We start from the raw sequence: 24,141 nt of genomic DNA on the forward strand, positions 1-24,141 counted from the left end.
ATCATTCACTGCTATCCATCAATCATAATTTTTAAATACAGCAACTTAAAACCTAACTCGCCCGTTTCGGATGGGTCATTTGGCAAAGCAGGATAAGAATCATCCTGTCAAAACAACAAAAATGAGGAAAATATATGAAATACGGCTTATTCATCACCAGTCTGCTGCTGGCTGGCACATGTGTCACGGCTCAGGCATCCACTCAAGCCAGTCAGGTCACAGCGAAAGCCAGCTCACACTATGCCAAGACCCAATATCCCATCGTGTTTGCACACGGGATGGCAGGCTTTATCCGGGTCGGAACAGATCAATTTGGTCTGGATTACTGGTATCAGATTTTACCAGATCTGGCCCGCAATGGTGGCAATGTCTGGGCGACCCGAGTATCGCCGTTTAACTCATCAGAAATTCGCGGTGAACAACTCTTAGAACAAGTGAAGGAAATTCGGGCGATTACAGGCGCATCTAAAGTCAATCTGATTGGTCATTCTCATGGTGGTCCCACGATTCGTTATGTCGCTGGTGTAGCGCCTCAACTGGTCGCCTCTCTGACTGCGGTCGGTGCGCCGCATAAAGGCTCACCAGTTGCAGATCTGATTCTTCAGGCAGAAGATACGCCACTACAAGGCCCTTTGGTCGGTGGGATTAATCTGGTGTCTAAAGCCATCACCTGGGCCCAAGGACTGGATCCAAACAGCTTCCCGCATGATTCTCTTGCAGGTGGTCGCAGTCTGACACTGGCAGGATCGGCACAATTTAATCAGAAATATCCGCTGGGAATGTCAAGCACGACCTGTGGCGAAGGTGCCTATAAACAGAATAATATTTATAACTATTCATTTACCGGCACTGGCACAGTGACCAACATTCTCGATCCCGACTCTGCTTTGAAAGTCACCAGCCTGCTGATTGATGGTGGCAAGGACAATGATGGTCTGGTCTCTCGCTGTAGTGCCAAATTTGGTAAAACCATTCGCGATAACTACAACTGGAATCATCTGGATGAAGTCAATATGGTCTTGGGCCTGAAAAGCATCTTTGCCCCCGACCCGGTCGATGTTTACCGCCAGCATGCCAATCGATTGAAACTGCAAGGCTTATAGTTCTTATATAAATATTAGGATATAAAAAATGCGCCCAAAGGCGCATTTTTTAACTCGAGATAAAACTTAACTTGAGCCTAAACTTAAGAAGCTTTAACTTTACGAGCTGGTAATTTTTCACGGATACGTGCAGCTTTACCAGACAATTCGCGTAGGTAGTAAAGTTTAGCGCGACGAACGTCACCACGACGTTTCACTTCAACTTTAGCTACGATTGGAGAGTGAGTTTGGAATACACGCTCAACACCAACACCGCTAGAAATTTTACGTACTGTGAACGCAGAGTTCAAACCACGGTTTTTCTTCGCAATTACCACACCTTCAAAAGCCTGAAGACGCTCACGGTCGCCCTCTTTAACTTTTACAGAAACAATCACTGTATCACCTGGTGCGAAAGCAGGGATGTCTTGTTTCAATTGTGCATTTTCAATTACTTGAACTAAAGGATGCTTACCGCTCATGGGGTATCTCCAATAATGCGAGTCAGAAGAGGTCTGATCATCGCGGGGGCTAGAGGCTAAAGCGCATAGACCCGATTATCTTTCCCTTTAAAGTTGACCATCTCAACTTTAAAGAGCCTATTAAAGAATACTTAAACTCAATTTAAGTACCGTTTTCGAAGACAGCACCAATTTCTCAGCAATGTCTTACAAATCTTTCAGCCATTTTTTTTGCTGCTTGGTCAATTCTACTTGTTCGACCAGTTCAGGGCGACGTTCAAGTGTCCGTTGATAACGCTGCAAAAACCGCCATTTTTCAATGTTTGCATGATGACCTGATTTAAGTACCTCAGGCACATCCAAACCTTCAAACTGGTCAGGCTTGGTATATTGTGGGCAGTCTAACAGACCATCCACAAAGGAGTCTTGCACATGGGATTGTTCATCAGACATCGCCCCCGGAAGCCTCCGGATAATACTGTCTAATAAAACCATCGCTGGCAGTTCACCACCCGACAAAACATAATCACCAATTGACCATTCCTGATCAACATATTGCTGGATCAAACGTTCATCGACCCCCTCATAACGCCCACACAGTACAATCAATCCGTCATATTGAACGAAGTCTTGTACTGCAGTTTCGTTTAAGGTTTTTCCTTGCGGTGACATATACACCACAGGAACCTGAACTGCGCCTGCTTCATTTGCAAGCTCTTTGGCACGGTGGATTGCTTGTGCCAAAGGCTCCGCCATCATCACCATACCCGGACCACCACCGAATGGACGTTCATCCACCCGTTTGTAGTTGCCCGTCGCAAAATCGCGAGGATTGATACAATGAATTTGCATCAAATCACGTTTTGCTGCGCGCCCGCTAATACCGTAGGCTGTAATCGCTTCAAACATTTCAGGAAAAAGCGTAATGACTGCAAAAAACATCGCAGACTCCCTTATTTCCAAAAAGTGTTAGTAGTCTACGCCCCAATTGACGTAAATACGACCAGCTTCAAGATCAACGCGTTGTACCACATCTTTATGCCATGGAATCATGCGCTCTTCGCCATCGATACTGTCGGCAGTTGCGCGAACCACCATCACATCATTGGCACCTGTTTCAAACAGTTCAAAAATTTGACCGAGATTCACTTCTTGATCCTCATCATTCAGACCTAACACTGTTAGACCCTTTAAATCAGACCAATAATATTCATCTACACCCGCTTGAGGCAGTTGCGATTTAGCAATCCAGACATTGGTGCCAACCAGTTGGTCTGCCCCAGTGCGATCACTCACACCTTTAAGCGAAACAACCAGGCCTTTACCATGTGGTTTCCAACGTTTTACATCAACAATTTGCCAACCTGCTTTGGTCTCAATGTACCAAGGCAGATAGTCAAATATGTTGCTCATGGGTTCTGTATTGGAATAGACCCAGAGCCACCCATTTAATCCATATGCTGAACGTAGCTGTCCAATCTGAATACGATCTTCGGGAACATTCTGTGTTGGTGTCATGGGCAATCTACTACCATATTAAACAGCAGTTGCAGCTTTTTTAGCTTGAGCAGCTAAAGAAGCAACGCGATCTGAAGGTTGAGCACCTTGAGAAACCCAGTGAGCAAAACGGTCAGCATCTAAACGAAGTTTTTCTGCTTTACCTTGAGCTGTCGGGTTGAAGAAACCGATACGTTCGATGAAACGACCGTCACGTGCATTACGGCTATCAGTTACAACGATTTGATAGAATGGACGTTTTTTAGCACCACCGCGAGTAAGACGAATAACAACCATGATAGAACCTTATAGTTTTTACGGATTATCCCTGCACCGACCACCGATACATTTCAAACCCCTTTCATAGAGGGCAGTATTTTACGTTATCTTTGCTGCGAAAGAAAGATTAAAATTTATTTATCCACAGTTTTGAATTTGGATTTTATTTGCCGTCCCAGTTGGATGTGCCACTTAGGGCACAAGTCGATGCACCTTTAGTCCAGCATTTTTCCCCGCGGTGATTCAAAATACTAGCACCGTCATTTTCCTGAATGGTTCCATTAATAGGAGTCGCTGTTAATGTCCATGTATTTGCCGCAACATTTGTCAAAGATACTTCATACAATGGATCACTACCTTGAGGAATTTCAAGATTATCGTTTGCATTGAGTGTATAACCTAATGTTTCCAATGTGATCGGGTCACCATTCGCCAATAAAAACCTAAAGTTGGATACTTTATAACGCTGAATTTGGTTAGCTAGGGCAACCAGTTCAGCCTGAGCTTCTACACGCTTTGTTTTTCGTACATGCTCTTGATAAGATGGATATGCGATAGCAGCCAAGATACCAATAATTGCAACCACAATCATGAGTTCAATAAGCGTAAATCCTTTATTCATTTACCACTCCTCACTACCATTTGCAGTACTGCCACAGCTCTCAAAATCAACATTTGCTGTAGTTTTATTCTTACAACGCATCCCTGTACTCGTAAGTAGCATCGTATAATTCTTATCGTCCGAACTCACAGCTTGAATTGCCCAATTCCGACCTGCAGCATCATCCTCTGTTAAATCCAAATCTGGATCATTTCCATCTCTGATCGTCAATGTATATTTAATCGCAGAGCCAGTTGCTCCCACAGGTAATACTGCACTTGTGGTCGTAAATCCTCGATAACTAAAATTACGCGCTTTATGCCGATCTAACAAAGTAGCTAATCGCTGTATCTCTTGTTGTGCCTGACTAGCTACGGCGCGTCGTACATACTCTTGGTATGACGGTATAGCAATTGCTGCGAAAATCGCAACAATTACTACAACAACCATTAGTTCTATCAATGTAAATCCAGAGGACTTTATTATTTTTTTCATAGCTCCTCCTTAAATTAACGTCGATCGTACCAACGCTGAGGAATCAGTTTATTCCCAGTATTGTAACGTTTATCTAAAATAGCATTGCCCGTGACCCCTGATGTATCTACGTTTGCAACAATAAGTCGCTGCATCCCACTACCATCACCTGCACCAACAGCACCACCGACAATACCTGCCCCCATACTTAACCTATACGAAGTAGATGTCCCACCATTACATTGCCCATACGGCATACAGAATAAAGTCATAAAGCTTTCACCCTTTACCCCTGCTCCACAATCCCCAGACATTCCGTTTCGACTTCCATCAAAAGTGGTTACAAACATGTCATTATTGATAACCAATGGTGTAGACATCACCTTCTCACTCTGTACTAAAGTGGACTTAAATAAGTAGTACCAACCCTGAGTTAAGGCATAAGGCGCTCTATAAGTGGTAATAGCAAATCTATTGGTATTATCAAGTGCAACGAGTTGATTAATAGGAGTGGTTCCAACACTACTACTCTCATTCAACAACGTTACACCTAATGTATTTAATTTATTAGGAGCTGTCCCTGTTGCTGTAACACTATAGGCATTTGCACTCGTTAAGTTAAATAAATCACTTCTCGCTACGTCTTTATCATATAAGTTAAAAACACCATCGTGTTTATAATTGGTACTTGTACTATATTCAGCGAGAGGTTGACTTCGGTTTCCACTACCAATCGATACAACACCAAAAATTGTTCCTCCTTCTGAATATGTTGAGAAACTAGGCATCTCATAGAAACGTGGACTGTATGTACCATTGTTTAAATTAAGAACTCTTGTAGGCTGTTTGGCAAATAATGCTGTGTTGGTACCAGCTTTATTATTTAAATCGATACGCCAAACTTGACCACCTAAGTCACCAAAGTATAAGTGATCAGTTAATCCATCAGAGTCTCTATCTACAGCCTTAATCTGACTCACCACACTATATTTCATGTCTACATCATAAGAACTGGCTGTACCATTTGTTGGAGCATAAGTCGGGCCAGGGTTTGCTGTTGTTGGTGATGTATGCACTGTTGCATTCGCACTCGCCCACCACAACAAACTACCATCAAGCGCATCAAACATATACACACCAGAACCAATCTTATTGGTTTGAGCATAGTCATTATATTCATAACCACGGTAATATTTGATTTTTGCTTGTTTCGCTGCACGCTCTGCCGCTGTAGTCTCAGGCATACTACTAATGGATGTTGGTAACCCTTCAGCATCATAACCTCCACCTACTAGCATGACGAGTTTTTTGGTTCCTTTCCAATTAATCCAAGTCAATGTAGGCTTAGACCAACTTTGCCCCATACACGCAAGTGGATTCGCACTCGAACACTGACTTAATGCAGGCGGGGTTATAGTAAATTTAAGTGTTGGATTATTGATATCAGCTAAGTCTAGCGCATAATAATTACGTCCCCCCATACGTAAACCGCCATAAACAATCTGTTTACCTGATCGACTATTTAAACCAGCCCCAACAGTTAACATATCATCTGCCGCATTCACATATTCAGTATAAGAAGTCCAAGGCCCATCAACCCCATAATACAACTTATCCATTCCACCAATAGTGGTATCAAAGTTTAACAATGCGTCCTTTTGGTTTTCCACCATACTATTCGGTAAAAATGCGAATTTTTCTTCTCCAGTATCTGCATCAACTATATGCAAAACACCTTGCGTGGTTCCAAATAAAATATAGTCATCTCGCTCTTCAGAACCGAGAACACCATTTTCATATGTCACTTTCCCTTGGTTTGTAAGAAGCAATGGCGAAGAATGCATTACAGCACCTACCTGACGCAACTCCTCCGCTTGAGCAATCGACGTATTTGTAATGGTTTGAGGTTGTTTGGCATTTACACGATAACCAAGCAATGATAATAAATATCCTCTAGCTGGATCAGTACTATTGACCAAAGTTAAATCCAACGCTCTTAATGTAGTTGCGTCCAAATATTCATTATTTGTTGCTGTTGCAGGTCTATCGGTTAATATTTTGCGCTGTATTGCACCATTCGTATTTGAACGTAGTTTTAACCGTGATTTGACACCACCAACCAATCTATTTTTATTGCTACCAAGAATGGATTCATCATCCTGATTTACACCCGTAACTGCATCGGCAGACCATAAATCGTAGTTATCACCAATTTTACCTTGGCTATTGACAAAAATATCATCGTTTTTATCGACCAACGTACCTGTACTAGTAACTTTATACTTTTTCAGATTACCCGCCCATAATTGATAGCTCTTATCAGGGGTTGGTTGGAACTGTGGATAATACGCATAATTTTGCAATGCAGCAGGATTTAATTGATCATTTGGGATCGTTGATGTTCCTGTTGTTACAGCTGGAATTTCTGTTGACAAATTATTAATAAAATCGTTTACGCTATCAATAATGTCTTGAGAACTTGTCCCCGCATACCAACCACCTTGACCGCGAATACCCCAACGTGCTGCACGTTTTTCGTTATTATCATCATTCACCGTGCCTAGTAATGCGATATTTTCTTCTTCAGATAAGTTTTTATTATAAGAAGGGATTGAGTTATAAGCTGAGCCAAATCCAACAACAGCTGTTTTGAGTTTTAAATCGCGTGGGTTAGCATTGGTTGTTTGATTCAAGATACGCGTACTAAATTTTTCTACACAATCCCATCCACCGCTTGAATCAGAACAGGTAAACGCACTACTTCCAGCTAACGCAGTTTGCATTAAACTCTGTGCCGAATTATTCCCATTTGGCACACCATCGGTTAGTACATAAATACCTTGACCACTACACTGCTTAGTCTCTGCATCTGGCTCTAACTGTGCAGATAAAGAGGTTGGCATTTTATATTTTGAGTAATCAGTTGCTAATACGCCACTACCCGCAGCATACAGTCCCGAAGCACTAGCTGTTGCCTGATAATAACATGTTGTATTTTGGCTAAAATTATTAGCAGCTTTTAATGTACAGGCATGCGAGCCATAAGTTCTACTCGTTGAAGATGCAACACTCCCTGTATAGGTACAATTTGTTCCACTTAAGGTGCTACATTGATATAAGTAACCACCGTAAGATGCGTATCTTAAGCTATCCGAAGTAGAGGTTCCCAACATATACGCAGCAGCTTCTGCATACGCATTCGCTGTTGGTGTACCGCCATTAGCCTCAAGATTCGCTACTTCTGTCATTAGGCTTTTACGATGTGTTTCAGAAGCTAAGGTTGTTTCAGTATCTAAACCTAACCTTTGAACAGGAATACGAACTTGTCCACGAGTACCATCGCCATTAATTGAATAGGTTGTCAATCCAAAAAATTTATCTTTACCAATGGCATTAGCACCATATAAAAGTTGATACATTGCATCTTTAACCAAAGTTAAACGATCCCAAAAAACTGCATTACCTGAACTAGAGTAATAAAATATATTTCCAGAAATATCTTGCGTATAGTATCCAGACGGTGCTGATGTTCTCGTTGTTTGTAATGTACAGTCTGAAATGTTTACAGAACCATCTATCCCACAAGACAAATATCTCCAATTTCCAGACACTAGAACTCTTTTAAAATAGTAGGTTCTACTTTCTCGTCTACATCCTACTTTTGTATACGATATCCCATTTTCACTAAAGCTTTCGGTTCTACGGTTACTGCTACTACAACTTGTATATTCAATGTTATTTGCATCATGATAATCCATACTTCCCGAAATATCTAAAACAAACATCAAAGAGATATTTCCTGAGCGTGCTTCTTGATAAATCTCAATATCACTCGCATATGAAGCAGTTGCACTAAACACAAATCCTGTCATAAGAGCTGATAGGCTCACAGCCAATGCTTTCTTTAAAGGATGTGCTATAAGTTGTTCTTTCTTTTTAATTTTCATTTCATTCACCCTTAAAGAAATGCCTGACCTAACGTATATTCAGTGACATGTGTTGTAAAAGGTACATTTAAATCCGATAGACAATTTGCTACACCATTCGTCGAACTATTACTAATATGGCTATCTAAACAGTCATCAATATCATCTGTATCTGCTGAAGTAAGTGCAGGCATCAGTGAAGTCGTATTCACAATCACGCGATCTGTTTTTTGAATTTTAGACAGTTCTTCATCCGTACCACGAACTGAGTCTTGGAATGGGGTAGATGATACCGAATTTGTAAAACTCACAGATACTTGGGTCATGACAGCTCTACGTTCGCTGGTAAAAAAGTTTGCATTATTCGCTCCTGTTCGACAGAAGCCACTTACTCCTTGATCCGTATTCACAATATTTCCACTATCATTCACATAGACCATGCTCGCTTGCGACAAAGTAAAGAATTGAGCTCGACTGCCTCTATAACAAAATACTAACTCTTTACCTTTGTTTTCAGGGCCCCTAATAAACCCAAACATGCCATCAGCTGCTAAACTGCGTAATAAATTATTTGTATCTTCAACGTTAAACGTTGCAGCATCAGAGTTTTGGATCATGAGTTGTTGAGCTTGGCTATTGGTCGCAATATTTAATGACACCATACTTTGACGAATAGCCAATGTACCAATAATAGTGATCGCCAATAAAAGGATTAATACGACGATGAGTGTCGAGCCATGTTGTTGTCTAATCATCACTCTCTCTCCCCCAGCGCGTTACGTATTGCAACCTCTTGAGTCACGACCTGACGGATAAATCCTTGAGGATTACCATTTTCTCCAATTGCCACATCTTGGTCTAACACCACAAAAGCATTGTTTTGTGCTGTCGACGCTTCTTGGCCTGTTGACTGGCCTGAGCGTGCGAGCACACCTAAACTCACTCCTAAAATACGCGGTTTAGTCCCTGTCAATGCCATATATTCGTGAATACCGATATATCGACGGTTACCAGCAGCATTACTCACATTAAGCAATACACGAAAATGATCAACGCGTTTCATAATGATTTCACCAGCATCACCATAACGAGCAAGATTGGTGTCACTATAGTTACCAGCATCACATGCTAAAGCTAAAGGGTTCGCTTCTCCAGCTCCAGCATTTGCATCTATTCGCAAAAAATAACGCTGAATAACAATACGATCTACTGTCGTGATTTCACGCCCTTCGCAATCAAAACCACCTGTTTGTGCAGGTTTATACTGAATTACAAGTTGATCACTGTTTTGAGTTACATTCGATGCACCAGTCCACTCATTATCGCTACCAACTGCATCACCATTACTTCGGCTTAATAAAACATCATCCACATCGGCTTGAATTCCTGTAGGCAGATTGGATTGACTCAAAACAACACCTCCATGAAGTAAGGCATCATTCATCGCAGCTTCAACAGTATTCAGATTGGCTAATCTAAGATCCTGAGTTATATAGTTAAGCCCAAAATTTGCACTGTCTTGTAAATCCGCCATTCCTTGTTGTACTTGACTACTTTTCACCCCTGTCAAAAACAACATTGCTGCTGCTGCAACCACAATGAGCCCAAGAGCTAGAGCAATCATGAGTTCAATAAGTGTAAAGCCTTTTTGTATTTTCATTAGTAGGCCTCCATGACTACACAAGTCGATTCATCACGGTAAGCACCTGCTGTAGTACAGTTATTTAAGCCATCTGCATTGGTTGCACTGGTATCGCCCCATGCCACATAAATACAGCTGCGCCCATTATTCACATCAGGGCAGGCAAACATATTCACGGTCATCCCAACTCGTCTTGCTGCTAAAACGGCAAGAGCAGAATCAAACTCCGCTTTTTTTCGAGCTGAGCAAAAATTAACAAAACAATCATTAATCACAGCTTCTTGTGCTGGTGTATTCTCTGTTGCATCTACTGCTGGTGTATCAGAGAGCTCATCATATCCATCCTGAATACTCGACCGATAAACAGCTATTTCTTCACGATTAACACGAATTTTTTCGGCTAAGTCTCTTGCCAAATTGATTGCTTGTACACGATTAGCGCCTTCACTTGTAGCTTCAATTGCACGATACTGTAAAGCAACAAAACCAAGCACACCAACTGCAAGAATAAGCAAGGCAACCAATACTTCTATTAACCCAACACCTGCTTGCTTTTTTATAGTTATCATGAACAATCCCCTTCAACGATCTGCTGGATCGCCCCCATTTTAGATATCGTGACCATTCTGGAATATTTAGGATCAGAAGATGCATCACAAATTTCAAAACTCGTATCTGTGGCAATGATTTGATTTGCTGCTGGATCTTTCACTAGGCCTGTCGGCATAAAAACTATTTCTGTCGCACGACCAGTCTTTAAACTGGACTTACCGACTGGCATCCAATTCAACGTATCGTCAGTATTTTCATCCGCAGACAATAATTCAACTGTAATTTCTCTACGCTCTAAAGCAGCTTTTGCCCTTGCCTGATTTAAAGTAGCAACCAATTCTTTTGTACTTTTATTTAAATTTTGGCGCTGTAACATATCCCCGAAAGAAGGAGCGGCCATCATCGCGATAATTGCCATAACAGCAATCGTCACCATCAGCTCAATTAAGGTGAACCCTTTATGTTTATTTTGCATACTCCCTCCCCAAGGCAACAAAACTTTACCCTATTTAAAATCATATTCTAATTCTTTACACAATCAGCACAATACAGGATAAAAGGCATAAAAAAACAGATGATTGCCAATTTACAATCATCTGTCAATTTTTCAATAAAATTAGAATGTTAACCAATCCACTTTTTAGGCTTGAGTTACCGCAATACGTAACTCTTTTGGTAAACTAAAGGTAATATTTTCTTCCGTTCCAGCAAGCTCTTGTGGTGGCGTTGCACCCCAGTCTTGCAATCGCTGAATCACTTGCTTAATTAAAATTTCAGGTGCAGATGCACCCGCTGTGACGCCAACTTTGGCGATGTTTTCAAACCATGCTTGTTGAAGTTCATCTGCATTATCGACCAAATAAGCGGCTTTACCCATTCGCTCAGCCAACTCTCGTAAACGGTTGGAGTTCGATGAGTTTGGTGAACCGACAACCAGCACCACATCACAACGCTCAGCTAGATCTCGTACTGCATCCTGGCGGTTTTGGGTGGCATAGCAAATATCATCTTTACGCGGCCCTTGAATTAAAGGGAATTTTTGGCGCAAAGCATCAATCACTTTTGCGGTATCATCAATCGACAAGGTTGTTTGAGTGACAAAAGCCACTTTTTCAGGATGATGCACAGTTAAGGCAGCAACATCGTCTTCATCTTCGACCAGATAAATTGCACCGCCATTTTTTTTATCATATTGCCCCATGGTGCCTTCGACTTCCGGGTGGCCTTCATGGCCAATCAGAATGGCTTCTACGCCTTCACGTGCATATTTGGTCACTTCGATATGCACCTTGGTCACTAACGGACAGGTCGCATCGAAGACTTTTAAACCACGGCGTTCGGCTTCAAGTTGTACCGCTTTGGAAACACCATGTGCACTAAAAATCACAATATTGTCATCGGGCACTTCATCAAGTTCATCAACAAAGATCGCGCCACGCTGACGTAGGTCATCGACTACAAATTTGTTATGTACCACTTCATGCCGTACATAAATTGGTGGATTAAAGCATTCTAGGGCACGGTTCACGATCGCAATCGCACGATCTACACCAGCACAAAAACCACGTGGGTTGGCTAAAACAATTTCCATAGAATCCTCAATACTCACACCATTTTTAGCGGTTCAATTGAAATAAATGTAAAACAATCGACTGGTAACTATTTAGTTTAAAGCCGGTCTACTCTAAAATAGAGAAGATATTTTATCATATCAGGAAAAATATCATGTCGGGTCTCTTGTTTGTCGTTTCTGCAGCGTCTGGAACAGGCAAAACATCCCTTGTTAAAGCCCTACTTGAGCGTGTCAATAACCTTCACGTTTCTGTGTCCCATACCACACGCGGTCAACGACTTGGCGAACTCGATGGCGTGCACTATCATTTCTCCCAGAAAGACGATTTTTTAAATCTGGTCAATGAAGGTGGTTTTATTGAATACGCAGAAGTATTCGGTAATTACTACGGTACCGCGCAGGCGACTGTTAAAGAACAACTGGCCAAAGGCCATGATGTGCTGCTGGAAATTGACTGGCAAGGTGCACAACAAGTCCGTCGACTTTTTCCTGAATCTCAACAAATTTTTATCTTGCCACCAAGTCAGTTTGACCTGCGTGAACGTCTGTCTAACCGGGGTACCGACACAGTTGATGTGATTGAACATCGTCTGAGCTGTGCAGTGGAAGATATGCAGCAATATAGCAACTTTGACTATATTATTATCAATGATGACTTTAACAAGGCGCTGCATGATCTCGAAGCGGTCATTATCGCCAACCGTTTGACCTTGTCACAACAAGCCAACCGTCATGAAAAACTGATTCAGCAACTGATCACACCCACTGAACAGTGATTAAAACTTGAGTCTATAGACAAAGCCTTTTATACTGTGCAGTCTGTTAAAATTTATTATTCAAACGAGAATTCTTATGGCACGCGTCACCGTTGAAGATTGTTTAGACCATGTAGACAACCGCTTTGAGCTTGTACTAGTGGCAAGCAAGCGCGCGCGTCAATTGGCACGTCAAGGTATTGAACCAACTGTAGAATGGGACAATGACAAACCGACTGTTGTTGCTTTACGTGAAATCGCTGCAGGTCATGTATCCAAAGATATTTTGAAACAACGTGATCAGGACTATCAAACATCAAGTCTGGACCTTGCACTTTCTGCAAATAATCTAAACTTAGACGGTTTTTCTTTCCAATAAGAGATCGTCACAAAAAAAGCCTAGTTTTAAACTAGGCTTTTTTTGTTATGTGACTTTTATATTTATGCCAGAACGGTTATAACATAAGGGTTAGCTATCGAACTTGAATCCGCTTTCTATTTGTTAAAGTAAAAATTTGGCAAGCGCTACAATTCATATTTAATCAAAGCTTTCATGGTTTTATTTGTAAGAAACTCAGTTTTAAAGGTGTTTTATGCCAGGCCCACAGGTCAGTCAAGCCAAGCAACAGTTAGAGATAATGATCGACGCGTATTTAAATGAACGTGATGTCGAACGTGTGCTTGCGGCCTGTGATTATGCAGATATCGCGCATGACGGTATCGTGCGTAAAAGTGGCGAACCCTATATTTTACATCCGATTGCGGTGAGCTGTATCTTGGCGCATATGCGTCTGGACACTGAAACGCTGATGGCCGCACTGCTGCATGATGTGATTGAAGATACCGACTTCAATAAAGATGATATCAGCGAGACTTTTGGTTTTACCGTGGCCGAGCTGGTCGATGGCGTGACCAAACTCAGCCACTCCAGCGATAAAGAATATAATAAAGCCGCGTCATTCCGAAAAATCCTGCAAGCCACCTTACAGGACCCACGTGTCATTATTGTGAAACTGGCCGACCGCTATCACAACATGACCACTTTGGAAGCGCTGCGCCCGGACAAACGTGCCCGTATTGCCCGCGAAACCTTTGAAATTTTTGTGCCGATGGCACGTATTGTCGGCATGAATGAAATGGCCGACAATCTGGAACATCTGTGTTATCAGAATCTTGATCTGGACATGTATAACAACGTTCAGGCAGCGCTATTAGAAACCAAGCCAAAACGTTGTGAATATCAGGCGATCTGGGAACAAAAGCTGAATGATCTCTTAGAAGACTATAAAATTGAAGGTCGAATCAAAAAGAAAAATAACAATATTGAGCTGTTACGCCATTTTGTTAAAAATGATATTGACCTGCAAGAGCTGACCCATAGCCATGCCTTTGAAATTATTTTACAAAGCATTGCAGATTGTGACCGTCTGGCAGAAATTCTGACTCAGAGCTTTAAAATTCAAAGCTATGAAGATCATATTCGCCGTCCATTACCCGGTGGCAACCAGTCCTTGATGATGCGTTTAAAAGGTGAAAAAACCACGTTATCGCTCACCATTCAAACCGAACTGATGCGTAAAGCCGCACGTTTTGGTGTGGTACTGGGTGAAAATGCCCCCCAAGCCTGTCGTTCTGCAATTCAGGCCTCGATGCAAAATCTGAACGTGTTGGTCGATGGTGAATGCGCCAAAACCACCTTTAGTGAATTACTGGATTATCTGCATCAGGAAAAAATCTGGGTCTATACCCCGCATGGGCATTTACACGAATTGCCGCAAGGTGCCACAGCGGTTGATTTTGCTTATGCGGCCAGCCTGTTTCTCGGTAACCATGCCATCGGGGCGAAAATTAACAATGAGACCAAACCGCTCTCGACCCCGCTAGTCAGCGGTCAGGTGGTCGAAATCATTACCGATGTCCTGGCAACCCCCAACCCGGACTGGCTCAGCTTTATTAACACCCAGAAAGCCCGCCGTGCCATTCAGAATATCTTGCGCGATCAGGATCTGGACGAACAGCGTCTGGTGGGTCAACAGGCCCTGAATCGTGCCCTAAAACTGTTTCATCGCTCAATTCGGGATCTGACCGAAGCGGACTGGAAAAACCTGCTGGAATGGCGCCATATTGCGACTAAAGAGCAGCTGTTTGAGCAGATTGCAGTCGGTGACTTATTGCCGCAACTGGTGGCCAATCATTTATTCGCCCAAGATCAGCATCAAAACATTGCCAGCTCAGGGCGCCTGATTCAGGGCACTGAAGGTGTAGATGTCAAATATGCACATTGCTGTAATCCGGTGCTGGGCGATCCGATTCAAGGTCATTTGACTCGTCGCGGCCTGATTGTGCACCGTTCACGCTGTCATAACCTGCTGCATGAACAGCATCAGCACCCTGAAAATATCATGCCCTTGCAGTGGACTGCCGACGATCTGGACGATATCAGCTTTAGCGCCTATCTCAGCATTGATCTGGCCATGGATGATGAGCAGATTTCTGACCTGATCTATCAATGTCGTAAAGCACATTCCGGGGTGGAAATGGTGCGTACCCAGGATGAACAGACCTATGTCAATATCGTGGTACACAACCGTAAACAGATTGCCCAGATCATCCGGGACCTGCGTATGTATTTCGGTTTTCCAAGAATTACCCGTCTGACCCAACCGGTCATTCTGAGCGAAGCCTCTAAAGCGAGTTAATCATTTAAAACGATAATGCTGTTGTCGGTTGAACTGATCGAATATGATGCATGTTGATGATAAAAGGAGAAATTCATGTCCCGCCAAGTAATCCATACTGAAAATGCCCCTGCTGCGATTGGTACCTATTCGCAAGCTATTTTAGTGGGGGATACCCTATATCTATCCGGTCAAATTGGTCTGGATCCTTATAGTATGGAACTGGTTGAAGGCATTGAAGCTCAGATTCGCCGTGTATTCGACAACTTGAAAGCGGTGTGTGAAGCGGCTGGCGGCTCTTTGGCAGACATCGCCAAACTGAATATCTATCTGACCGATTTATCGCATTTCCAGCTGGTGAACCAGATTATGGGTGAATATTTTGCCCAGCCTTATCCAGCACGTGCAGCACTCGGTGTTGCCAGCCTGCCAAAAGATGCTCTGGTCGAGATGGATGGCGTTGTCATCATTCAGCAATAATTTTTAAAATTTATGTAACACCTAAGCTTCTATATTTCGTTTGCAATCATGAATCACTCAAGCAAAAACCCAAGCAATAATCGGATTTTTGCTTGAGTGATATTTTTTTATCTAAATCACCAATCATTATAAAAGCTATTTCAAATGATTTTTATTGACAAACGATAACAATTATCAATAATATTACTTATCTTATTTAAACACTGTGGTTGTGTCCTATGTACGTTTGTTTATGCCGTGGCATTACAGATCAAGACATTAAAGATGCTATTGCAAATGGCGCTGAAAGTTATCGTGATGTGCGCGATGCATTGGACTTGGGAACTTGCTGTGGCCGCTGTGCACCAGAAGCCCGTATGATCATCAGTGATGAAGTTTCACAAATTGCAGCCCGTCTGGCTGTGGCCGCCTAAATCGAATAAAGATAATGATAACACCAATGATCTCAGATCATTCTTCCTCCCCCGCCTCTGACTCTGGCGGGTTTTTATTGTCATCGATCCGGAGCTGGATGGATTCGATTGCGATTTTCATTTGCTGTTCTATAAATTACTCGCCATTGCCCCCTGACTTGCTTTACTATCATGAGTTAGAGCGCTTTCTTAGAAAGATAAATCAGGTTCAAATGGAGTTATGTGATGAAAGGCAATCGTGATGTGATTAATCAGCTCAATCAGGTGTTGTATCACCACCTAACTGCGATTAACCAGTATTTCCTGCATTCGCGCATGTTTAATGACTGGGGCATTGAGAAACTGGGCTCGGCAGAATATAAAGAATCCATTGTGCAGATGAAGCATGCTGACAAGATTATTGAACGGATTTTATTTTTAGAAGGTCTGCCAAATCTGCAACACCTAGGCAAACTGTATATCGGCCAGCATACGCAAGAAGTACTGCATTGTGATGTCCGCAAAGTCAAAGAAAACATCGAAACCATTCAGAAAGCTGTGGCACTGGCTGAAACGGAAATGGATTATGTGACCCGCGATCTGCTACAGGAAATTCTGGAAAAAGAAGAAAACTATCTGGACTGGACGACCACGCAAATCGATCTGATTGAAAGTGTGGGTATCGAAAACTATATTCAAAGTCAGCTCTAAGATTCGATTCACAATAAAAAAAGCCAGCATCTGCTGGCTTTTTTGTACTTATTGGCGTGGCATATCCTGCGTCACTTCTGCATAGCTGAGTTCAGTTTTCTGAATCGTATTTAAACGCTGAAGTTGATGCTGTGCTTCATCGACATAGCCGTTATACGCCAATAAACGAATATATTTTAAAAAGTTGTATTTGGTTGGATAGCTCACCACCAACTTTTCATATTGATGAATTTCATCTTCGCTCATCTTGCGATAAGGATTGACTCGAATCCAGTCAATGCGGTGATTAAACTCAGTCAGCAGATAGATCGGCTTTTGATTGGTGATTTCTTCAGGCTGTAGTTCATAGCGAATACTTTGTCCGAGTTTTGGCACTGCCGTATCGTAATCTCGATAAATCACGACCAATACTAGCAATCCAAGACTGAAAGTAAGCTTCATCCATATAGAAGGCAAGGTAATGGTTTTAATTTTCGGATTTTGCGCCAAGACCGTGCCCAGAATAAATCCGACCGGTAATAAGAAATAAGCATAATGCTGTGGAAACTCAAACATGGCATGTGTCACAAATGCCCCGATCATCAGAATCCCAATCACGGACTCCGGGGTATTGGCCCAGCGTTGTAACTGATAACCCAAATAACCAAAGTAGGCCAAGAAAGGCAAACCGATGAGCAGTCCATTCCAGAGCAAAAAGTCCAGAATAAAATTATGTGCGCTACGAATCCAGACCGGACCTTGTACCGTATCGCTGATCGAAACAAAAGCCACGCTGGTCTGATACCAGCCATAGCCAAACCATGGTTGTGCCTGAATTGCAGCCAGCATTTGCTGCCAGATTGCGAGGCGTGACATATCTCCGGTGGCACGCGACACCACATCCCGACTTTGCACGACATCCGCATCCATCGCCTGGGCAGCGAGCTGACTGAGTAATGGAAAAGTCACGATACAGGCAATAAAGAAAATGAACCAAGCTGTGCTGTAGTACCATTTCAGACGAATAATGCCTTTATATTGATATAAAGCTAAATACAACATGATCGCAATCGCAGCGACCCACGCGGTACGTGACTGACTTAGAGCAACTCCTATAACAATCACTGCAGCGCAGGCAAATAACCATTTGGTCTGGATTTTTTTCTTTTCATATAGATAAAGGCAACTCATCAATGCCATAACTAAAAAAGTCGCCATATTATTCGGCTGGGCAAAGTTGGCATAGGGACGTTGAGTACCACTGATATTCACCATGCCTGGCAAGACTGAATCCAGATTTATCCACTGACACAGCGCAATTGAACCCGTAATCGTCCCTGAAGCCAAAAATACATAACTCAGATTAGTAAAGGTTTCTTCTCGACGATAGTTCCCTGTTGAAAGGTTATAACCCAGTACACTTGCCAACCAAAACCCAAACACGAAAATAAAACCCATCATGGCGGTGCTAAAGAAAAAGACCTGTCCCATAAGCAATTGCAGCAATGGCACACATGCGAGCAGCAGCAATGGCAACGTGATTTTCGGCATCCCCACTTTTTCTTTGAAGCAAATAGCTGCTAAAGCAAAAAGGGCAAAAAATGCATATAGCTCACCTGTATAGGTGACCCATGGGCGATAGTGGACAGGGATAAGCCATGCAAGGGAGATGAGAATGGCTGCAATGAGGGCAAGTGTGGCTTTCATGAAAGTATCAATGCTTTTCGATGTTGCACATGATAAGCAAAAAGCAGATTAAAAGGTAATCTGCTTTTTTGAAAAACTTAAATAGGGCGTTTAATTCCAAGGACGTAAATCAACTACTTTTAGGATCTGATAGTGCTTATCCAATAACACAGTTAAACCATTACTCGACGTACGTAATGACATCCAGTATTTAGCCTTTGACGTATTATTTAACACAGATTCAACAATCTGCTTTTCATTAAATTAGATCAATGTAGTTATTGACTCACTATGCTGTTTTAAGCGTTGATCCGCATATCTCATATGATTAAATTTTGATGTTATTAAATGCGGTGCAGTATAAGCTATTGTTTGGATTTTTAGCATCAGCTACAGCCACCTATTGTGGCTGTAGCAAACTTATTTCGATGATAGGGTGACGGTACTTGTAGTTAATCTTTCTTATCTATAGTATTTGCAGGCACCACTTCAACCAACCACTTTGCACAATCCATCCCGGACGGGGCTGAGCTATCGTATAAACCCCATAACTTAAGGCCATAGCTTGAACCAAAATAATAATGCTCAAATCGATTTGTAAAGTTTTTTTACCTTCCTGATACACTAATAAACTAAATAGCGGCTCAACAATCACATCAACAACTAAAATCATGAATAAGATAGTAATCACACCTTCTGCAGCTGTTAAAAGTGTGGGGTACCAAATAAAGAAAACTAATACTACGAGTAGTAAACTAACTATGATTGAGCCACTTCAGTGTATTCAAAAATATTTCATTCTTTTAGAAAGCATGACATAACCTACTTAAAACTCTATTAAATTTTATTGATGGAAAAATTCAATACTAAAACTTTATGATCTTCAAATACTCGTGATTTTTCAGTTAGATTTATAATCGCTGGCGTATGATCCCCCACCACAATAACTTCAGTATTTTGCATCTCTTTTTTAGTCGTTAAATTTGCCAAATAATATATAAACTGTGCTTGAAGTTTTAGATTACGGCAGCTTTCTGAACCTGTTGGAATTTCAAATTTTCCACAATCAAATCTATTTAAATAGATATCTCTTGAATCATATACTGCATGACTATTTAGGGTTAGCCAATAAAAAAATTGTGGATTAGGCTTGTTAAATTGTTTTGAAATTCCCTCTATTAACTCTCGGTCACATACCCCTGGGAAAGAGTAACAACGTGTCTTCCAATCTTTCGACTCTTGAAAAATTGTTTGATCAAAACCAGCACGTGGGTACCAATACTTGCGATCATACATTAACCCTAAAGCGCCATGCATTGCTGTTGTTTCATAACCTTTTGCTTTAAATTCATGCGGTAAACAATTACTAAACCCATCTATATTATCTTTTAAGTTAAAATTTTGAGTTTGTGCCTTACACAGCTCTCGCAATTCAGCATCCACAGTAGCTGAAACATAGCTAGCTTTTGTAATTTTATTAAATTCCAATAATGAATTTTGTTTTAGAGGTCTTAGCAACTCTTCCAAAATCAATGGATCACGAGGGTAACCCAAAGATTCAACAACAACAAGTAAGACATTTTTTTGACTATGTGTTATTCCATCAAAATTTTTTCTTAAATTATCTGTAGCTACAGGATTTTTAGTTAGCGCGATAAGGGGCTTAGACTGATCCCTAAGTGATTGATGAAAATCACGATGTTGCAAAGCAATAAACTCAACAAACTCACTCTCAATCCATATTTTCTTTTTATACGGATTTAATTGATGATAAAATGTTTGCGACAAATATAAAAAACTACTGACAAAAATTAAACATACTGTCATTTTTTTATGATTATGACTCTTAATTAAAATATATACACCAAGGCATAGATACGTTATGAGTAAAAAAACATAAAATTTATAGTAATCTGAAGAAATCCAGATAAATTTGGAAATATATAATATGTCTTGAAGCCTAAAAAATGGGAAGATTTGGCGAAGACATAGCAGTACATCAGAAATTAAGACAATACACCATAACAAACTAGCAAGGCGCTTTGACACAAATGCCCAACAAATAATGACCAGTATATAATCTATATTTAAAACAACACGCTCAAGACCTAAATAACCACATAATACATACAGTACCACGTTGGTCAGCATTAAAAATAATATTGATTTCAATAGCTTACTTCCATAAAAAAAGCCCCCATAAAGAGAGCTTTCTTAAATTTAACTATCAGCTTGAAGCTGTACAACCGTTTGGACGGAATTTAGAGTCTACAGTTGTATAACAACGCCATGTACCTTCTGCAGAACGCTCCCAAACAAGAGTGTTAGGCGCAGTAGCAGGCGCTGCTCCAGCAACTGAAGCTGCTGCAGAACTACCAAAGTTAGAAGTAATTGTAATTATCGCAGCATTTGTATCATCTCGAGCTACAATTGGATAACCATTAGTACCTGCAGTAGCAGCAACACCACTACCTTGACGCGCTCCCTGTGTAGAATCGATCAATGTCGATGCTGTTGCACCTAAATCACATTCATCAGCAGGTAATGGGGTAGTTGCACTCACAGTTGCCGGGTAGTTAGAATGCCAAGCTTCATCTGCACTAGCTAATCCACGTCCTTCATTAATACAAGATTCAACTACAGTTTTAAGACCACCAGACTCAGACATCACACGGCTTACTTGAGACTTTGCAATGTAATTTTGGTATTGAGGAATCGCAATTGCAGCAAGAATACCGATAATTGCAACAACGATCATTAATTCAATAAGGGTAAAACCCTTTTGTATTGATTTCATAACATTCTCCACAAATGTTTATTGTTTATTTATAAAGCTTAAAAGTTAAAGCTATTTATACTTAGCATCTAACGTGCCAAGTTTTATTATAGTAATTTTGACAGAAAAAACAGCAGTTTAAAAAAAAATATTTTCTTTTGTAACACTCATGTTTCATTTTGTGTAACTAACTGACAAAAATTGTCAGTTTTGAGACCTTATTCACCCGAGTATAATCGGTTGATTACTGATCTCATTGTCTAAATCCTGAATCTGCCGATCATAGTAGGCATCTAACACCTTACCAATTTCAAAAACACCATCTACCAAAGCTTCTTTATATTTTTTCTGTGCCAATTGCTGAAGAATATTTTGGCAAATTCCATCCCAAATTTCTTGCGTTGTGGCATTTCGAATACCACGATCAATCACAATTTCGACTTTTCGCTCGCATAAGTTTAAGTAGAGCAATACACCACTGTTATATTCGGTGTCCCATGTGCCCAGTTCAGCAAAGAGCTGACGTGCGCGACTTAATGTATCGTGCTGATAGGCAATTGCCGCAGGTAAACAAGCTTCAATCACGACTTGAATTTCTCCGACATGACCATGTTCTGCTTCTGCCACCGCTTGCGCAATCGCATGTTGATCTTGCTTGGAGTAAAAACGTTTTGCCGAAGGAATATGACAAACATGCTTGAGCCAGCGTTTAAAACTGGGCTGATGTTGCTCAATAATTTTTGCTTGCGTGACAATATCTGTTGAATCTGTTGTTGTTACCATGAGCCTGAAGCACCTCCCCCACCAAAACCGCCACCGCCTCCACCGAAGCCGCCGCCAAAACCACCACGTCCACTCCCGCCCCCGCGTCCACCACCCGATAAAAAGGCATGTAATATCAGCTGGGCTATAGAGGTGATCAATAAAAAGAAAATACCTGCACCAATCATCAAACTTGCAAGCAGCCCCATGCCATTTACCAGACCAGCAGCAGTCCCTGCAACTGCGGCAGTCGCAGCGCTCAGTTTTCTGCCGAAAATCATGGAACCTATGACACCTGCGACAATAATAAACAGCACACTACTGAACGTCGCCTTGCTGGCTTTTTGTGCCTGATAAGCCTGTTCCTGACGTTCTTTAAGCTCATCGGCCGCCTGTGCGGCAATTTCAGGATCTAGATTTAAAATCCGTTCAATTTCAGTCAGACCTGCAGCAATGCCTTGAGTATACTGACCCTGTTTAAAATACGGCGTGATGTTGTCATTGATAATTCGCCCTGCCACAATATCAGGCAATACGCCTTCCAGACCATAACCGGTCAAAATCTGAATGCGGCGATCATTGATGGCAATGGTCATCAATAAACCATTATCACGTTTAGCCGAACCCAATTGCCAGGCTTCTGCCACGCGCATTGAATAACTAAAAATGTCTTCTTGACCGGTGGTGGGTACAATGACCACCCCAATCTGACCTTTACCTTCATTATAAAGTTTCAAGATACGTTGGCTCAGCTGCTGCTTTTCAGCAGAACTAAGTAAATTTGCCTGATCAATCACCGGTTCATTCAGACTTGGTAAGTCCCGCTGCAACTGCCCTTCTGTCATATCATTGGCAATTTGTGGCTGCGACGCTGCTGTAGCCCCAGTTTCTTGAACTGGAGCATTTTGACCAGTTTTAGGCTGTAAGATTTCACGCGCCACGATGACTTCTTCTGTATCCATCGCCGTGGCTGTTTCTGCTGAAACAAGTGTGGTTAGCCCCATACCCAACATGAGGAGCAACCCGGCACAGTATTTCAGCAGCATCTCAGACATCTGATTTCTCGCTTATTCACAAGTCAGTCATTATTCAAAGGAAACCGTTGGAGCTTTTTGGGCACTTTGCTCGGCACTAAAGTTTGGTTTGGTATCCATACCAATTACTTTTGCCGTCATCACTTGCGGGAACTGACGCGCATAGCCATTAAAGTCCTGCACCGTAGTGATATAACGGTTACGTGCCACCGCGATTCTATTTTCAGTGCCTTCGAGCTGCACCTGCAAATCACGGAACTGCTGATTGGCTTTCAGGTCTGGATAATTTTCAGTCACCGCCAAAAGGCGCGACAAGGCACTGGTCATTTGCGACTGCGCTTCCTGATAACGCTGGAATAATTCGGGATCTTCCAGTACTTCTCGATCTACTTTTAAACCGGCAACATTGGCACGCGCCTGAGTCACTTCGGTGAGTACCTGCTCTTCATGTGCGGCATAGCCTTTAACCACATTGACCAGATTCGGCACCAGGTCGGCACGGCGCTGATACTGGTTTTGCACTTCAGACCATGACGCGGTTACCGCTTCATCTTTCACCTGTAAAGTGTTATAGCCACATCCTGTGAGGGTCAAGGTACTGGCCAGCATCAGGGTTATTAAAGATTGTTTTAATAGACGCATGATGTTTATCCTCAATTATTTATTGATATTTATTTAATTAATTTGATTTTAAACAGTATTTTCTAAAGTTTTGTTACTTTTTATAATCTTTTTAATGCTTCACACTTTAAAATTAAAAATTATCGAAGATGAAAAAACCCGCCGTAGCGGGTGTTCTTG

General features: G+C 41.7%; 26 protein-coding genes and 1 pseudogene. 7 read left to right on the forward strand and 20 right to left on the reverse strand.

All coding sequences use genetic code 11. The features are described from left to right. Positions 1-134 precede the first annotated feature (134 nt). Positions 135-1,103 (forward strand): triacylglycerol lipase, encoded by a 969-nt coding sequence (locus tag FTT73_RS06990; protein WP_074383612.1) that lies wholly within the window; start codon positions 135-137, stop codon positions 1,101-1,103. 83 nt (positions 1,104-1,186) lie between these two features. On the opposite strand, the gene rplS is transcribed toward FTT73_RS06990, so the two are convergent. The 12 genes from rplS to ispH all read right to left on the reverse strand — a co-directional run bounded on the left by rplS (position 1,187) and on the right by ispH (position 12,105). Next, positions 1,187-1,564 (reverse strand): 50S ribosomal protein L19, encoded by a 378-nt coding sequence (gene rplS, locus FTT73_RS06995; RefSeq protein WP_005094271.1) that lies wholly within the window; start codon positions 1,562-1,564, stop codon positions 1,187-1,189. Between the two features lie 186 nt (positions 1,565-1,750). Next, positions 1,751-2,485, reverse strand: coding sequence for a tRNA (guanosine(37)-N1)-methyltransferase TrmD (gene trmD / locus FTT73_RS07000; RefSeq protein WP_004644986.1), 735 nt, complete (start codon positions 2,483-2,485; stop codon positions 1,751-1,753). A gap of 27 nt (positions 2,486-2,512) precedes the next feature. Beyond that, complete coding sequence (gene rimM, locus FTT73_RS07005; protein WP_100329381.1) at positions 2,513-3,061, reverse strand: ribosome maturation factor RimM; 549 nt, start codon at positions 3,059-3,061, stop codon at positions 2,513-2,515. A gap of 18 nt (positions 3,062-3,079) precedes the next feature. Then, a complete protein-coding gene (gene rpsP, locus FTT73_RS07010; RefSeq protein WP_005094274.1) occupies positions 3,080-3,337 on the reverse strand; it encodes a 30S ribosomal protein S16 in 258 nt (85 codons plus the stop codon). A gap of 145 nt (positions 3,338-3,482) precedes the next feature. After that, positions 3,483-3,941, reverse strand: coding sequence for a type IV pilin protein (locus FTT73_RS07015; protein WP_168158651.1), 459 nt, complete (start codon positions 3,939-3,941; stop codon positions 3,483-3,485). Then, positions 3,942-4,415, reverse strand: a complete 474-nt coding sequence (locus tag FTT73_RS07020) for a type IV pilin protein (protein WP_168158652.1) — start codon at positions 4,413-4,415, stop codon at positions 3,942-3,944. A gap of 14 nt (positions 4,416-4,429) precedes the next feature. Continuing rightward, positions 4,430-8,341, reverse strand: a complete 3,912-nt coding sequence (locus FTT73_RS07025; protein ID WP_180191200.1) for a pilus assembly protein — start codon at positions 8,339-8,341, stop codon at positions 4,430-4,432. An 11-nt stretch (positions 8,342-8,352) separates the two neighbouring features. After that, on the reverse strand, positions 8,353-9,075 hold the full coding sequence (locus FTT73_RS07030; protein WP_171262495.1) for a pilus assembly protein PilX: 723 nt from the start codon (positions 9,073-9,075) through the stop codon (positions 8,353-8,355). Beyond that, complete coding sequence (locus FTT73_RS07035) at positions 9,075-9,980, reverse strand: prepilin-type N-terminal cleavage/methylation domain-containing protein (RefSeq protein ID WP_180191201.1); 906 nt, start codon at positions 9,978-9,980, stop codon at positions 9,075-9,077. Before FTT73_RS07035 ends, FTT73_RS07030 begins: the two co-directional genes overlap by 1 nt. Then, positions 9,980-10,531: a type IV pilus modification protein PilV gene (gene pilV / locus FTT73_RS07040; RefSeq protein WP_180191202.1), complete on the reverse strand. Its 552-nt coding sequence runs from the start codon at positions 10,529-10,531 to the stop codon at positions 9,980-9,982. Before pilV ends, FTT73_RS07035 begins: the two co-directional genes overlap by 1 nt. After that, on the reverse strand, positions 10,528-10,989 hold the full coding sequence (locus tag FTT73_RS07045) for a GspH/FimT family pseudopilin (protein WP_058870400.1): 462 nt from the start codon (positions 10,987-10,989) through the stop codon (positions 10,528-10,530). Before FTT73_RS07045 ends, pilV begins: the two co-directional genes overlap by 4 nt. Positions 10,990-11,154: 165 nt before the next feature. Further along, positions 11,155-12,105, reverse strand: a complete 951-nt coding sequence (ispH, locus tag FTT73_RS07050; protein ID WP_180191203.1) for a 4-hydroxy-3-methylbut-2-enyl diphosphate reductase — start codon at positions 12,103-12,105, stop codon at positions 11,155-11,157. A 134-nt stretch (positions 12,106-12,239) separates the two neighbouring features. Between ispH and gmk the strand changes: the two genes are divergently transcribed. From gmk to bfr, 6 genes are all read left to right on the forward strand, one after another. Further along, the gene (gmk, locus tag FTT73_RS07055; RefSeq protein ID WP_180075332.1) at positions 12,240-12,863 is read left to right on the forward strand and encodes a guanylate kinase; all 624 of its coding nucleotides are present in this window, start codon (positions 12,240-12,242) and stop codon (positions 12,861-12,863) included. A 76-nt stretch (positions 12,864-12,939) separates the two neighbouring features. Beyond that, positions 12,940-13,221, forward strand: coding sequence for a DNA-directed RNA polymerase subunit omega (rpoZ, locus tag FTT73_RS07060; protein WP_004650579.1), 282 nt, complete (start codon positions 12,940-12,942; stop codon positions 13,219-13,221). A gap of 214 nt (positions 13,222-13,435) precedes the next feature. Then, positions 13,436-15,541 (forward strand): bifunctional (p)ppGpp synthetase/guanosine-3',5'-bis(diphosphate) 3'-pyrophosphohydrolase, encoded by a 2,106-nt coding sequence (locus FTT73_RS07065; RefSeq protein ID WP_005168843.1) that lies wholly within the window; start codon positions 13,436-13,438, stop codon positions 15,539-15,541. A gap of 75 nt (positions 15,542-15,616) precedes the next feature. Beyond that, a complete protein-coding gene (locus FTT73_RS07070) occupies positions 15,617-16,000 on the forward strand; it encodes a RidA family protein (RefSeq protein WP_005263848.1) in 384 nt (127 codons plus the stop codon). 218 nt (positions 16,001-16,218) lie between these two features. After that, the gene (locus tag FTT73_RS07075; protein WP_005094295.1) at positions 16,219-16,413 is read left to right on the forward strand and encodes a bacterioferritin-associated ferredoxin; all 195 of its coding nucleotides are present in this window, start codon (positions 16,219-16,221) and stop codon (positions 16,411-16,413) included. Between the two features lie 225 nt (positions 16,414-16,638). Continuing rightward, positions 16,639-17,103, forward strand: a complete 465-nt coding sequence (bfr, locus tag FTT73_RS07080; protein ID WP_180049914.1) for a bacterioferritin — start codon at positions 16,639-16,641, stop codon at positions 17,101-17,103. A gap of 48 nt (positions 17,104-17,151) precedes the next feature. Here the strand turns inward: bfr and FTT73_RS07085 are convergent, their stop codons facing one another. The 8 genes and pseudogenes from FTT73_RS07085 to FTT73_RS07115 all read right to left on the reverse strand — a co-directional run bounded on the left by FTT73_RS07085 (position 17,152) and on the right by FTT73_RS07115 (position 23,982). Then, on the reverse strand, positions 17,152-18,789 hold the full coding sequence (locus FTT73_RS07085; protein WP_180191204.1) for a PglL family O-oligosaccharyltransferase: 1,638 nt from the start codon (positions 18,787-18,789) through the stop codon (positions 17,152-17,154). A 445-nt stretch (positions 18,790-19,234) separates the two neighbouring features. Then, positions 19,235-19,459, reverse strand: a complete 225-nt coding sequence (locus FTT73_RS07090; protein WP_180191205.1) for a hypothetical protein — start codon at positions 19,457-19,459, stop codon at positions 19,235-19,237. A gap of 146 nt (positions 19,460-19,605) precedes the next feature. After that, positions 19,606-20,940 (reverse strand): sulfatase-like hydrolase/transferase, encoded by a 1,335-nt coding sequence (locus FTT73_RS07095; RefSeq protein WP_180191206.1) that lies wholly within the window; start codon positions 20,938-20,940, stop codon positions 19,606-19,608. A 55-nt stretch (positions 20,941-20,995) separates the two neighbouring features. Further along, positions 20,996-21,490: a pilin gene (locus FTT73_RS07100; RefSeq protein ID WP_373686437.1), complete on the reverse strand. Its 495-nt coding sequence runs from the start codon at positions 21,488-21,490 to the stop codon at positions 20,996-20,998. Continuing rightward, a pseudogene (locus tag FTT73_RS16585) lies at positions 21,469-21,556 on the reverse strand (prepilin-type N-terminal cleavage/methylation domain-containing protein); the annotation flags it as partial. The gene FTT73_RS07100 and the pseudogene FTT73_RS16585, both read right to left, overlap by 22 nt. Before the next feature lie 210 nt (positions 21,557-21,766). Next, positions 21,767-22,327 (reverse strand): TPM domain-containing protein, encoded by a 561-nt coding sequence (locus tag FTT73_RS07105; protein ID WP_180191208.1) that lies wholly within the window; start codon positions 22,325-22,327, stop codon positions 21,767-21,769. Then, complete coding sequence (locus FTT73_RS07110; RefSeq protein WP_180191209.1) at positions 22,321-23,361, reverse strand: YgcG family protein; 1,041 nt, start codon at positions 23,359-23,361, stop codon at positions 22,321-22,323. Before FTT73_RS07110 ends, FTT73_RS07105 begins: the two co-directional genes overlap by 7 nt. 30 nt (positions 23,362-23,391) lie before the next feature. Continuing rightward, positions 23,392-23,982 carry a LemA family protein gene (locus FTT73_RS07115; protein ID WP_180191210.1) on the reverse strand — a complete coding sequence of 197 codons (591 nt, stop codon included), beginning with the start codon at positions 23,980-23,982 and terminating at the stop codon, positions 23,392-23,394. Positions 23,983-24,141: the final 159 nt, after the last annotated feature.

Origin of the sequence: Acinetobacter sp. YH01006, assembly GCF_013420445.1 — a bacterium.
Taxonomy (GTDB): Bacteria; Pseudomonadota; Gammaproteobacteria; order Pseudomonadales; family Moraxellaceae; genus Acinetobacter; species Acinetobacter pseudolwoffii.